Genomic DNA, 12,417 nt, shown 5'->3' with positions numbered 1-12,417 from the left:
GGGGGTGGTCAGCTGGATTCGGCGCGGCCTTCGGTGACCACCGGCAGGCAGGTCTGGACGAAGTCCGCGCCGAAGGTGGTGAGCACGATGCTGCGGTAGTGCACCTTGGTGCCGAACCCGGAGCGCTTCAGCAACTCTCGCACCGGCGACTGCGCTTCGAGCAACTGGTAGCGGTTCGGGTTGTCGACCGGTTCCTTGGCGAACTCGATCAGCCCGAGCCTGCGCAGGTTGGTCAGGTATTGCGGCACCCGGTTCGGGAAACGCAGCCCCGCCTGGTCGCCGATCAGCGTGAGCCCGGACAGGTAGCGCTCCGCGCCGAGCGCCCTCGGCCGTCCGACGCGGATGTCGATCGACGGCTGCGGGCCGTCCACGTGCAGGAAGCGCAGGATGCGCGCCTCGTCGGGCGTCAGTTCGGCGAGCATTCCGGCGAACGCCGGGTGGATCTCGGACGCTTCGGCGTGCGTGCTCGCCGAGAGGCGTAGTAGTGCGGCGCCCTGTTCGCGCAGCGTGGGCACTGCCGGGTCGGTGCGTTCGGGTGTCGCGGGAGGCAGACCGAGGGCCCGGCGCACCGCGTCGCGGACCTCGGCTTCGGCCTCGGCGAGCACCTCGCGCGGCGGTACACCGGCGATGCTGCCCTTGACCACGGTTCCGGTGACGCCGAGCGCGGTGTCCACGGTCCATGCCGTGACCTCGGACGCGGCCGTGAACGCGACCTTGGCCACCCCGCCCGCCGCGCGCACGGTCTGGCGCGGGGTCGGCACGCGCCGCCGGGCGGGCTTCTCGGTCACGGGTTCGATATCGGATAGCGGCCACCGGGCGAGTTCCGTCGACGGCGCGACGGACTCGGAATGCTCGGTGGCCTGGATATCGTCGCCGACCGCGTCGGCGTCCGATCCCGCGTTGTTCTCGCCCGAGCCCGTCATACCCATGTCGTCGCCACTCCCGTTCCGAAGATCAGAATGTGAGCGTATCCGGCCAAGAGGCCCAGCGCGCCGCCATGGACGAAAAGCAACCATTCATCCTGTTTGATGGCCGAGCGCAGCATTTCCACGAAGTCCGGAGGCTGCAGAGCGGACATCTGTTTGGCGATGTAATCGTTGATCTGTTTGCCCTGCTGGAGGTTGAAGTCCGGATCGGCGAACGCGATCGGCGCGATGGACATCGCCTCGGTGGTCAGCGTCGCCTGCAACGAGTCGTACTCGCGGCTGCCGAGCATGAATTTCACCGCGGGCCGCGCCGGGCCGAGCGCCCGGTCGGCGGCGGGTCGCAGGGTGTCCTCCAGCATCTGCATGGTGCGATCCGAACGCGGACCGTTGAGCAGTTCGTCGCCGATGTTGGCCACCGTCATCACCTGGCTCGACACGAGTTCGGCGTAGCCGTCGGTGATCTCGGACTGGCGCTTGATCAACAAACCCTGCCGCCACGGGCACCACCACTTCGGGTAGGCCGGGGCGAAGATCATGTTGATGCCGATCCAGTTGACCACCCACCCGATGATCACACCGCCGATCGGCAGCACCACCCAGGTCGACCACCCGGTGACGTGCAGGACGAGCACGAGCAGCGCACCCATCGGCGCGCCGAAGTAGAAACCGAAGTTCTGCATGAACCGAAGCTCTTTGGCGCCGAGCACCTGGAACAGCGTGTTGAGCAGATGCGGCCGGGCCTGGAAGTAACGGATCACCATCTGCTTGACGTCGATCAACTGATCGATGTTCGCGCCGAGTTCCTGGGTCAGTTCGCGCAGGATGTCGGGCAGCTGCTGACGCACCCGCGCGTGCACCATGTCGCGCACCTGACTGGGCAGGTTGTACCAGAGCTGCGGATGCTCGCGGCGCAGGATCTCCTCGACGATGTCGGTGATCTGCGCGTCGGCGATGCTGGCCAAATGTTCGGCGAGCTTGTCGGGTTCGAGCTCGCGATAGAAATCGGAGACGCTACCGAGCTTGGCGAGCCCTTTGTCGACGGCGATGCTGGCCATTTTGTCGGCGCGTGAGGGGACGATGCCCTGCCAGCCCATCCTGCCGTCGTAGCTCAGCAGCGGGAGGACCTGGATTCGCTTGGGCAGGAAAGGATAGAGCGCCCGGAGGCCGGGTACTCGGACGCCGTGAAAGGCGATGGGCTGGAACAGCATGAGCACGCCGGTCCAGTTGGTGATATAGCCGATCACTCCTGTGAAAAGCGGAATGGTCAAAAGCTCGAGGAGGATCGTGGGGTGAACTCCGAAAACACTCTCTAACAACGACACCCTCCTGCCGAAAAACCGGTGATCGCCGCCTCACCGGCACCCCAAACTAGCACCCTGTCGGCAGCTGGACCCTATTGTGAGACGCGACGCCGCGTCCACCGGAGGACGCGGTAGTGTCTGAGACATCAGTCACAGTACGTGCCTCGAATGCCGCATTGTCTCGGTCGGGGCGAGAGAATGGCGTCCGCCACATCCGTTTCGCGGAATGAAACATGCTGGGGTGCTGGCGATCGGGTCCAACGGTTGGGTCGGCAGGGACGCGCGAACGGTCGGGGTTCGCTATACCTGAAAGCCCATCGGGCAATAATCTGTGGGCGGATTCGTTCACTTGGCGACACTTCGGAGTAGGACGTGGCAGACGAAAGGACCGGACAGGACGTGGCCCGGGCCGGTTCCCGCGCGGTAGAGCGCAGCTCGGATGTCGAACAGCGGCAGATCAGCAACGAGGCGAGGCTGATCCGCGGTGTGTTCCGAGCCGCCGGGCTGGCGGCGGGCACCGCCGTGCGCGGCGGCCAGTGGGCGGTGAACACCTCGTACGAGGTCACCAAGGAGATCGCCCAGGCCGCGCTGGACGGCGAGTCCTCGGCCGAGATCGCCGAGCGGACCGGCAACGCGCTGCGTTCGATCGCGCGCAGCGCCCTCGGCGTGACCGAGGGTTCGGTGCGCGAAATCGTCAGTTACGTACCGACTCCCACGAACGGCCCACAGCAGGCCATCGCGGTGGGTTCGTACCTGCGCTCGGCGACCACCGAGGAACTGCGCCGCCGCGGTGACGCGCTGCTCGCGCGTTCGGCCGACGTCTACTTCACCGAGGACGTGCACCCGGCCTACGACCGGATCCTCGACGAACTGGCTCCCGACGAGGCGCGCATCCTGCGCTTCATGTCGCTGAACGGGCCGCAGCCCGCGGTGGACGTGCGTACCAACCGTCCGCTCGGCATCGGCTCCGAGCTCGTCCAGGGCGACCTGACCTCGGTGCCGGAGCAGGCCGGCGTGCGCTATCCGGACCGGGCGCGGTCGTACCTGATCAACCTCAACCGGCTCGGCCTGACGCTGACCTCCGACGATCCGGTGGTGCTCAGCCGCTACATGGTGCTCGAGGTGCAGCCGGTGGTCGAGGCCGCGCTGAAGAAGGCCGGTCGCGCGCCGAAAATCGTGCGCAAGAGTCTGCGGCTCACCGAATTCGGCGAGGATTTCTGCCGTACCTGCTTTACGATCGGTAGTTGATCTTCCCGGGCGGCAGGCCCGACCGTTGATAGCAATCTGATACAGATCTCCCAAACCGTGAAGCTCGGCGGCTTCGGATGGGATTGTTGAGGTATGGATCAGGGAAGCGGCGAGCAGGGGCGCGGCGACTCGACCGTCGACGCGGCCGAGGAGACCGCGGAGCGCACGGAGCAGACCGCCGAGCGCGCCGATCCGGGCAACGGCGCGCAAGCGGAGGAGGGTGACCTCCTGGATCCGCGGCGCGTCATCCGGCCGCCCGCCGATCGGCCGGGCATGGACGACGTCGCGGCCATCAGCCGCCTGAAGTTCCGCTACCTGCGCGCGCTGGACACGAAGTCCTGGGAAGAATTCGCCGACACCATGATTCCCGAGGCCACCGCGACCTACAGCGAATACCTCCAGTTCGAATCGCGGGACGCCTTCCTCGCCTTCATGCGCAACACGCTCGGCCCGCACGTCATCACCGAGCACCGCTGCGACCATCCCGAGGTCGACGTGGACGGCGACACCGCAACGGGCACTTGGTATCTCGCCGACACGGTGCTGATCCCCGCGCACAACATGCTGCTGCGCGGCGCGGCCTTCTACACCGACCGCTACGTGCGCTGCGACGACGGCCACTGGCGGATCGCGCACACGGGCTACGAGCGCACCTACGAGGTGGTGGTCTCGCTGAGCGACCTGCCGAGCCTGCGCCTGACCTCGAGCCGCTGGGGTCTGATCGCCAGGGAAGACGGCATCGCGCCGGTGGAGCGTGATCCGGGCAGCGGGCCGCCGCCGCGGGAACCCGAAGAAGAATGACGGCGGGTTCCGTGCGGACGGCCGAAGCGGAGTTCGAACGGCTGGTCGCCCCGCTGCGCGCGGAGCTGCGCGTGCACTGCTACCGCATGCTCGGTTCGGTGCACGACGCCGACGACGCGGTGCAGGAGTCGCTGGTGCGAGCCTGGCGCAACCTCGACAAGCTGACCGACCCCGCCGGGCTGCGGCCTTGGCTCTACCGAATCGCCACCAACCGCTGCCTGACTCTGCTCGAGACTCGTCGCCGCCGCGAACTGCCGGTGGACCTGAGCCCCGGCGCGCCGCTGACCGATATCGCCTGGCTGGAGCCCTATCCCGATGCCGATGTGCGCGGCAGGGCGCCCGAGGCCAGATACGAGGCGCGCGAGGCGGTGGAGCTGGCGTTCGTCGCCGCACTGCAATATCTGCCCGGGCTCCAGCGGGCCGCGCTGGTGCTGCGCGACGTGCTCGGTTTCTCCGCCCGCGAGACCGCCGAACTGCTGGAGATCAGCGTGGCTTCGGCCAACAGCGCGTTGCAGCGCGCGCGGGCCGGGGTCGAGGCGCGGCTGCCCGCGCAGTCTCAGCAGCGCGCGCTGCACACCATGGCCGACCACGAGATCCGCGACTTGGCGGTGCGATACGCCGCCGCGTGGGAGTCGGGCGACGTGACGGCGATCGTCGCGTTGCTCAGCGCGGACGCGAAGTACTCCATGCCGCCGCTGCCCGAGTGGTACGCCGGGCAGGCCGCCATTCGCGGGTTCCTGCTCGACGGTCCGCTGCGGTACCGCTGGCGTTTTGTGCTCGCCTCCGCCAACGGCCAGCTCGCGTTCGGCACCTATCTCTGGGAGGAGCAGCGCGCGGTGTTCGCGGCGATGGCGCTGGACGTGGTCGCGGTGCGCGAGGGCCGGATCGCGGAGGTGGTCTCGTTCCTCGAGCCCGGGCTCTTTCCGTCTTTCGGCCTGCCGGTCGAACTGCCTTGAACTTTCGCGCGCACCGATGAGTTCGGCGCGGCGCCCGGGTTGTACGGACGACGGGATGGACCCGCACGCCGCCGCACCCGGCGGCCGTACCGAAGGGAATGCCGACCATGAACGACGAAGCGCGGATTCGTGAGCTGATCGAACGATGGGCCGCCGCCGTGCGCGCGGGCGATCTCGCCGGAGTGCTCGCCGACCACGCCGACGACATCGTCATGTACGACGTGCCCCCGCCGAACGACGGCGTGCGCGGCATCGACGCTTATCGGGAGACCTGGCCGCCGTTCTTCCGGTGGCTCGCCGAGGGCGCGGTGTTCGAGATCGTATCGCTGGACGTCACCGCGGGCAGCGACGTGGCGTTCGCGTACGCGCTGCTGCGCTGTGGCAAGCCCGAGGAGTTCCGCGTCGACCCGGCCAACCGGTTACGGCTGACCATCGGCCTGCGCGAGTCCGGCGGCCGCTGGCAGGTCACCCACGAACACCATTCGTTCCCGCTGCCGATCGGCGCGTCGGCCGCCGCCGAAGCGTAAATCCTTGCGCCGCACCGGGATCGCTACGCGAGCAGGTCTGGGCGGTTCCACTTGAAGCGGGCGCCGCCGTCAGTTGTCGGCGGCGGCGACCAGCGGTTCCAGCGTCAGCTTCGGGTGTTCCTTCTCGATGTACTGCAACCGCCACTTGTCGCTGAACAGGGCGAGCAGCGCGCCGTCGCTGCGGGTGAACACCTCGACGCCGCGCTGACGGCCGAGTTCCTCCGCCGAGGCGGCGTCGGTGCGCCTGGCCAGCGAGTAGCCGAGGTGCTCCATGTTCGTCTCGACGTTGAACTCCGCGAGCATGCGCGCGGTGACCACCTCGAACTGCATCGGGCCGACGGCCGCGAGCACGGGGGCGGCGTCACCGCGGATGTCGTTGCGCAGCACCTGCACCACGCCCTCGGAATCGAGCTGGTCGATGGCCTTGCGGAACTGCTTGTACTTGCCAGCGGTCCGCGCGCGCAGCACCGCGAAGTGTTCCGGCGCGAAGGACGGGATCGGCGGGAACTCCACCTTCTTGTCCACGAAGAGGGTGTGTCCGGGCGCCAGCGCGGTCGCGTTCACCAGGCCGACCACGTCGCCGGGGTAGGCGGTGTCGACGGTGGCGCGCTCACGACCGAACACGGTCAGCGCGTACTTGGTGGCGAACGGTCGCCCGGTCTGCGCGTGCGTCACGACCATGCCGCGCTCGAACTCGCCCGACACGATCCGCATGAACGCCAGCCGGTCCCGGTGCGCGGTGTCCATGCCCGCCTGCACCTTGAACACCACGGCGCTGAACGGGTCGGTGGTGGCGCGCGGCGTGCCGTCGACGGCCTTGCGCGATCCGGGCGCGGGAGCCAGCGCCACCAGCGTCTCCAGCAGCTGGCGCACGCCGAAGTTCAGCATCGCGGAGGCGTAGATGACCGGCGAGGTCTGCCCGGCGAGGAACAGCTCCTGATCGTGGTCCTGTCCGGTGGCGGAGAGCAGTTCGCTCTCCTCGACCGCCGTCGTCCACGCCTCGCCCTCGCGGACCTCGGCCGACTCCGGGGTGATCGAGTCCTCCGGCGCGATCGTCGCGCCGCCCGCGGTGCGGGTGAAGTGGATGTATTCGAGCGCCGCGCCGTCGGCGCCGCGGCGCAGCAGACCACGGAAGTCACCGGCGATGCCGACCGGAAGGAACAGCGGCGTGGGGGTGAGGCCGATGCGCTCCTCGATCTCGTCGAGCAGCTCGAGCGGCGCGCGGCCGGGCCGGTCCCACTTGTTGATCACGGTGATCACCGGGATGCCGCGGTGGCGGCAGACCTGGAACAACTTCAGCGTCTGCGGCTCGAGGCCCTTGGCGGCGTCGATGAGCATCACGGCCGCGTCCACCGCCGTGAGCACCCGGTAGGTGTCCTCGGAGAAGTCGGAGTGGCCGGGGGTGTCGACCAGGTTGATGACGCTGTCGACATCGGAGCCCGCGGCGCGGTAGTTGAACTGCAACGCGGTGGAGCTGACCGAGATGCCGCGCGCCTTCTCCATCTCCATCCAGTCGGAGACCGTCGACTTGCGGCCCGCCTTGCCGTGGATCGCGCCCGCCTCGGAAATCATCCTGGCGTGCAGCGCCAGCGCCTCGGTGAGCGTCGATTTGCCCGCGTCCGGGTGGGAGATCACGGCGAAAGTGCGGCGCCGGGCGACCTCGGCGGGCAGTCCGCGCGGGGTGGGCGCGACGACGTCCTCAGGGGCGGTCAACGTGAGCAACCTTTCGCAGGCTCGGCGAATAGACAACCGGTCCAGATTACGCGACCAGGGTTGCGACCCGCCGAACCGCGTCTGACCACCCGATTCATCTGCCGCACGTGAGCTGGGGTATGGTGTTCGGGTTGTCTCGGCGAGGGTGTCCGCAGACGTTTTTGCGACACCGTGATCGACGCGGCGCGGCTTCCGGCCGTCCTCGTTCGGTCTTCGCCCCGACGAGTAGACCAGAACCCCAGCCCAGGGCGCCACCCTCCCTGGCGGGCACCTTTGACAGCCCGGAAGAGCCGTAGGAGTAGATCCAGTCATGTCCGACGTCAACCTTCTCGAAGCCGCCGTACGCACCGAGTTCGGCAAGGGAGCCGCGCGTCGCACCCGTCGTGCGGGCAACGTCCCCGCCGTGCTGTACGGCCACCAGGCCGACCCGCAGCACCTCGCCCTCAACGCCCAGGCCTTCGCCGCCATCCTGCGCGAGCACGGCACCAACGCGGTGCTGAACCTCGTCATCGACGGCAAGCAGCAGCTGGCGCTGACCAAATCCGTTGTGGTGCACCCGATTCGCCGCTACATCGAGCACGCCGACCTGCTCATCGTCAAGCGTGGCGAGAAGGTCACCGCCGACGTCGCCGTGACCGTCACCGGTGACGCCGCCGCGGGCACCCTGGTCACCCAGGAAGCCACCACCATCTCCATCGAGGCCGAGGCGCTGAACCTGCCCGAGGCCATCGAGGTCTCCGTCGAGGGCGTCGAGGCGGGCACCCAGATCACCGCGGGCGAGATCCAGCTGCCCTCCGGTGTCGCCCTGGCCGCCGACGCCGAGACCCTGGTCGTCAACGTGATCGCCGCGCCCGCCGCCGAGCCGGAGGCCGGCGAGGGCGAAGCCGAGGCCGAGAGCGCCGAGTAAGGACGCCCGGAACCGGTTCGTAGATGACCGAATCCACGACCGGGCCCGCGCTCGTCATCGGACTTGGCAATCCGGGTCCGGAGTACGAGCGCACCCGGCACAATGTCGGTTTCCTGGTCGCCGACGTGCTCGCCGAGCGCGTCGGCGGCCGTTTCGCCGTGCACAAGAAGTCCGGAGCCGACCTGCTGCAGGCCCGCCTCGACGGTCGCCAGGTCCTGATCGCCAAGCCGCGGTCCTACATGAATCTCTCCGGCAGGCCGGTGGCCGCGCTCGCCAGGTTCTTCTCGGTGCCGCCCACCGAGGTGATCGTCGTGCACGACGAACTGGATCTGCCCTTCGGCGCGGTCAAGCTCAAGCGCGGCGGCGGGGAGGGTGGTCACAACGGCCTCCGATCCATCTCCAGCGCGCTGACCACCAAGGATTACGTGCGCACCCGGATCGGCATCGGGCGGCCGCCCGGCAGGCAGGACCCGGCCGATTTCGTGCTCAAGCCGTTCTCGGCGCCCGAGCGCAAGGAAGTGCCGGTGATCGTCGAGCAGGCCGCCGACGCGGTCGAGCTGTTGCTGCGCGTCGGGCTGGAGACGGCGCAGAACCAATTGCACTGAGGCACAGGGCTTTCCTGGTCGCTGCCCGCGATCGTGCGGAACCGCCGTGCCACACCGCGTGCAGCTGAGTGGCGTGCTGGGCTCGGTGCGGCGCACGGTGCTGATTCGGAAGATCCGCGGCGTCGACCTCCGCCCGAGGCACGAGGGGGTGTCTCTGGCGCGTTCAGTGCAAATGAACCGCCGTGGCGGAGCGGCGCAGTTTGCCCGACGAGGTCTTCGGCAGGGCGCCGGGGCCGAGAATGGCCACCGTGCGCGGGCGGACGCCGACCTCGGAGAAGACCGCGTGCACGATGTCGTGCTCGATGCGCTTGACCTCGGCCGGATTCTGGTGGTCGTTGGATTCGACGACCACGGCGAAACTCTCGCGCTTCTGTCCCGCGTCCAGCCGGACCGCGACCGCATTGCCGGGGCGCACGCCAGGCACCCGCATGGCGGCGCGCTCGATGTCGGTCGGGAAGATATTGCGCCCGCCCATGATGATGACGTCCTTCTTGCGGCCGCAGACCACCACCAGTCCGTCTTCGGTGAAGTAACCGATATCGCCGGTGTCGAGCCAGCCGTCCGCGTCCTGGGCCGGACGGAAGCCGTCGACCGTCACGTATCCGGAAGTCACTGCGGGACCACGCAATTCGATGACGCCGACCGAGCGGGTCGGCAGCGGTTGGCGTTCGCCGTCCACCACCCGGCCCTCCAGGTGATCGACCAGGTAGCCGAGGGTCGGCAGGCGGCGCACGTTGGCGTGGCCGATGTGCTGCTCCGGCACCGGAACCGCCTTGCCGAGCGCCTCCAGCAGATCGGCGTCGATGACGTCGAGCACTTGGCCGAGGCCGGGGTCCGGGACGGAAACGGCCAGCGTCGTCTCGGCCATGCCGTATACGGGGGTGAGCGCCATCGGGTTGAGCCCGAAGCGCTTTCCCGCCTCGGCCAGCGTGTCCATGGTGTCGGGGTCCACCGGTTCGGCGCCGTTCCACATGTACCGGACGCTGCTCAGGTCGAGCGCGCCGTCCTCGGCCTGCCGCAGCCTGCGGGCCAGCAAGGAATACGCGAAATTCGGTGCGGCGGTGACGGTTCCGCGGTACTTGTCGATCAGCTCGGCCCACAGCAGCGGCCGCGTCAGGAAGTCGAGCGGCGTCACGCACACCACCTCGGCGCCGAATTGCATCGGGACGCTGAGGAATCCGACCATGCCCATGTCGTGGAACAGCGGCAGCCAGCTGATCATCACATCGTTGTCGAGCTGGAACTTCACCCGATCGAACATCGCGTAGGCGTTGACGTAGAAGTTGCCGTGCGTGATCCGCACCGCCTTCGGCGATCCGGTGGAGCCGGAGGTCAATTGCTGAAGGGCCACATCGGATTCGGTGGTCGGCACCGGTTCGATCTCGGGACCCTCCGCCAACTGGTCGATCCGCACGACGGTGATGCCGCGCTCGCGCAGCAGCGGTTCCGCCGCCTCGAACGGCGCACCGAGCACCACCGCGCGCGCCTCGATCATGCCGAGTACGGTCTCGGTGTCGCGGGCCCACACCGCGAGGTCGGTGCGCGGGGTCGGCTGGTGCAGCATGGTGATGGACGCGCCGCGCATCCAGATCGCCTGGCACGCCGGTGCGATGTCGACCGGCATGCCCGCGAGCACGCCCACCGCGTCGCCGTAATCGATGCCCGCCTCCGCGAGTCCGCCCGCCATCCGGCGCGCGATTCGATGGACCTCGCTCCAGGTCTGCCGCAGCGGAGCACCCGGCTCCCCGGTCACCAGGCCGCGTCCGGAGGACCGCCCCGTCGCGTACATCTCATCGGTGAACCTGCTCATTTGTCGATCTCCTCGTCACAGCTCGACCGAGCATCCGGCCTCCTCCCACTATCCCGCCGAATCGCCGCGACGTTAACCCCTCGGCGGTGGTTCATCCCCCTGCCGTGGCAGGCACGGCGGTACTCATGCCCGCGCGACGGTGATTCCGGCGGATCGCCGTGACGTCGATGCCTCAGCGGGGTCGCGAGCGCTGACCTAGCGGCGCATCAGTGGTGGTCGCGAGACCTCAGGTCCGCTCGTGCGGACGACCGGCGCGCGGTCGTGCCGTGGAACGTGGCCGCATAGGAGTCGACGTACTGCCGACCGGATCGCCGCGCCAGCTCCCGCATCAGCGCGTCGGTCTCGGTGCGCGCGTCCGCGCGCGCCTCGGCGGGCGGGTAGTAGCGCGGCGCGCCGAAGTGGACGCGCACCTTGGCGAATCGCCACATCCGGCTGCCCCGCGGATTGACCCGGTCGGTCCCGGACAGCACCACGGGGACCACCGGGGCGCCGGTCGCGATGGCGACCCGCAGCGCGCCGGTGCGCCCGCGATAGACCCGGCCGTCCGGCGATCGGGTGCCCTCCGGGTGGATTGCCCAGACGCCGCCCGCCCCCAGGATTCGGGTCGCGGCCGCCAGGGCGTCAGCGGCCGCGGTGCCGCCGGTCCGGTCGACCGGCACTTGGCCCGCGGCGGAGAAGAACCACCGGTTGAAGCGCCCCTTCCACCCGGTGCCCGTGAAGTACTCCTGCTTGGCCAGGAAGGTGACCCGGCGCGGCAGGACGAGCGCCAGGTACAGCGAGTCGATCACGGCCAAGTGGTTGGCGGCGATGATCACCGGCCCGCTGCGCGGCACGTGCTCCAGGCCGACCACCTCGGGTCGGCCGATGATCCGCAGCAGCGGACCGAGCAGGACGTGCTTGAACAGGCGATACCACACGGGGAACCTTCCGTCGACAAACGTGTAGACAATGTCTACCGGAGTGCGTAGACATTGTCTACCCTGCGTTCGCCGGCCGACGGACCGACGTGCACAATGTCTGCGTGACCGGGAACGAACCCCTGAGCGAACGACTGATCGCCGTCGGCGTCGAACTGCTGGAACAGGAAGGTCCGGATCGGCTCGGGTTGCGCGCGATCACTCGCGCCGCGGGCGTCTCGCACGGCGCGCCGCGTCGGCATTTCCCCACCCACAAGGCGCTGCTCGCGGCCATCGCGGCGCGCGGCTTCGCCGATCTCGCCGCGCGCTTCGCCGCGACCGACGACTCCGGCGCCCCGTCCCGAGATCGCCTGCGCCGCATGGCCATCGGCTATGTCGACTTCGCGGCCACCCGCCCGCAGATGTTCACCCTCATGTTCCGCCACGACCTGCTCGAGGGCTCCGGCGCCAACCTCCGCGCCACCACCCTCCCGCTCTTCGACCGCTTCGCCGACCTCGTCAGCCAGGCAAGCCCCACGGCCCCCGACCGCCCCCTCCTCCTCTGGACCGCCCTACACGGCCTCGCCACCCTCCGCGCCAACCAGAGCCTCACCCTCATCGCCCCCACCGCCGACGACCCGACCCTCGTCGACCAAATCCTCGAACTACACCTTCTCTGAACGCCTTCCGCGCGGCGGTGGCCGAGATCGCCGACGATCTGTTCGTG

At 68.9% G+C, this 12,417-nt stretch carries 12 protein-coding genes; 7 read left to right on the top strand and 5 right to left on the bottom strand.

Annotated features, from left to right (window positions below; genetic code table 11):
• Positions 1-8: 8 nt before the first annotated feature.
• Together T333_RS12635 and T333_RS12630 are read right to left on the bottom strand one after the other, a co-directional pair.
• Positions 9-929 carry an Abi-alpha family protein gene (locus tag T333_RS12635; protein ID WP_496424531.1) on the bottom strand — a complete coding sequence of 307 codons (921 nt, stop codon included), beginning with the start codon at positions 927-929 and terminating at the stop codon, positions 9-11.
• Positions 920-2,194: a DUF445 domain-containing protein gene (locus T333_RS12630; protein ID WP_355002048.1), complete on the bottom strand. Its 1,275-nt coding sequence runs from the start codon at positions 2,192-2,194 to the stop codon at positions 920-922. Before T333_RS12630 ends, T333_RS12635 begins: the two co-directional genes overlap by 10 nt.
• 405 nt (positions 2,195-2,599) lie before the next feature.
• Between T333_RS12630 and T333_RS12625 the strand changes: the two genes are divergently transcribed.
• The 4 genes from T333_RS12625 to T333_RS12610 all read left to right on the top strand — a co-directional run bounded on the left by T333_RS12625 (position 2,600) and on the right by T333_RS12610 (position 5,759).
• Entirely contained in the window at positions 2,600-3,475 is an 876-nt protein-coding gene (locus T333_RS12625) for an Abi-alpha family protein (RefSeq protein WP_355002047.1), read from the top strand.
• A 273-nt stretch (positions 3,476-3,748) separates the two neighbouring features.
• A complete protein-coding gene (locus T333_RS12620) occupies positions 3,749-4,276 on the top strand; it encodes a nuclear transport factor 2 family protein (protein ID WP_355002223.1) in 528 nt (175 codons plus the stop codon).
• Positions 4,273-5,232: a sigma-70 family RNA polymerase sigma factor gene (locus T333_RS12615; protein WP_357250270.1), complete on the top strand. Its 960-nt coding sequence runs from the start codon at positions 4,273-4,275 to the stop codon at positions 5,230-5,232. The genes T333_RS12620 and T333_RS12615 overlap by 4 nt, the downstream gene beginning before the upstream one ends.
• Positions 5,233-5,339: 107 nt before the next feature.
• Positions 5,340-5,759 (top strand): YybH family protein, encoded by a 420-nt coding sequence (locus T333_RS12610; RefSeq protein WP_496424530.1) that lies wholly within the window; start codon positions 5,340-5,342, stop codon positions 5,757-5,759.
• 69 nt (positions 5,760-5,828) lie between these two features.
• Here the strand turns inward: T333_RS12610 and T333_RS12605 are convergent, their stop codons facing one another.
• Positions 5,829-7,472, bottom strand: a complete 1,644-nt coding sequence (locus tag T333_RS12605) for a peptide chain release factor 3 (RefSeq protein ID WP_355002044.1) — start codon at positions 7,470-7,472, stop codon at positions 5,829-5,831.
• Positions 7,473-7,782: 310 nt separating this feature from the next.
• Between T333_RS12605 and T333_RS12600 the strand changes: the two genes are divergently transcribed.
• Together T333_RS12600 and pth are read left to right on the top strand one after the other, a co-directional pair.
• Entirely contained in the window at positions 7,783-8,379 is a 597-nt protein-coding gene (locus tag T333_RS12600) for a 50S ribosomal protein L25/general stress protein Ctc (RefSeq protein WP_355002043.1), read from the top strand.
• A 23-nt stretch (positions 8,380-8,402) separates the two neighbouring features.
• Positions 8,403-8,984 (top strand): aminoacyl-tRNA hydrolase, encoded by a 582-nt coding sequence (pth, locus tag T333_RS12595; protein ID WP_355002042.1) that lies wholly within the window; start codon positions 8,403-8,405, stop codon positions 8,982-8,984.
• Positions 8,985-9,147: 163 nt separating this feature from the next.
• On the opposite strand, the gene T333_RS12590 is transcribed toward pth, so the two are convergent.
• Both T333_RS12590 and T333_RS12585 read right to left on the bottom strand, forming a co-directional pair.
• Positions 9,148-10,794 (bottom strand): fatty acyl-AMP ligase, encoded by a 1,647-nt coding sequence (locus tag T333_RS12590; RefSeq protein WP_496424529.1) that lies wholly within the window; start codon positions 10,792-10,794, stop codon positions 9,148-9,150.
• A gap of 206 nt (positions 10,795-11,000) precedes the next feature.
• A complete protein-coding gene (locus T333_RS12585) occupies positions 11,001-11,711 on the bottom strand; it encodes a lysophospholipid acyltransferase family protein (RefSeq protein ID WP_496424528.1) in 711 nt (236 codons plus the stop codon).
• A 104-nt stretch (positions 11,712-11,815) separates the two neighbouring features.
• On the opposite strand from T333_RS12585, the gene T333_RS12580 reads away from it, so the two are divergent.
• Positions 11,816-12,370, top strand: a complete 555-nt coding sequence (locus tag T333_RS12580) for a TetR/AcrR family transcriptional regulator (RefSeq protein ID WP_496424527.1) — start codon at positions 11,816-11,818, stop codon at positions 12,368-12,370.
• Positions 12,371-12,417: the final 47 nt, after the last annotated feature.

It is taken from the genome of Nocardia sp. CNS-044, from assembly GCF_059570515.1.
The sequence above is the reverse complement of the archived record's forward strand: the minus strand, read 5'-3'. Positions and strand labels throughout refer to the sequence as shown.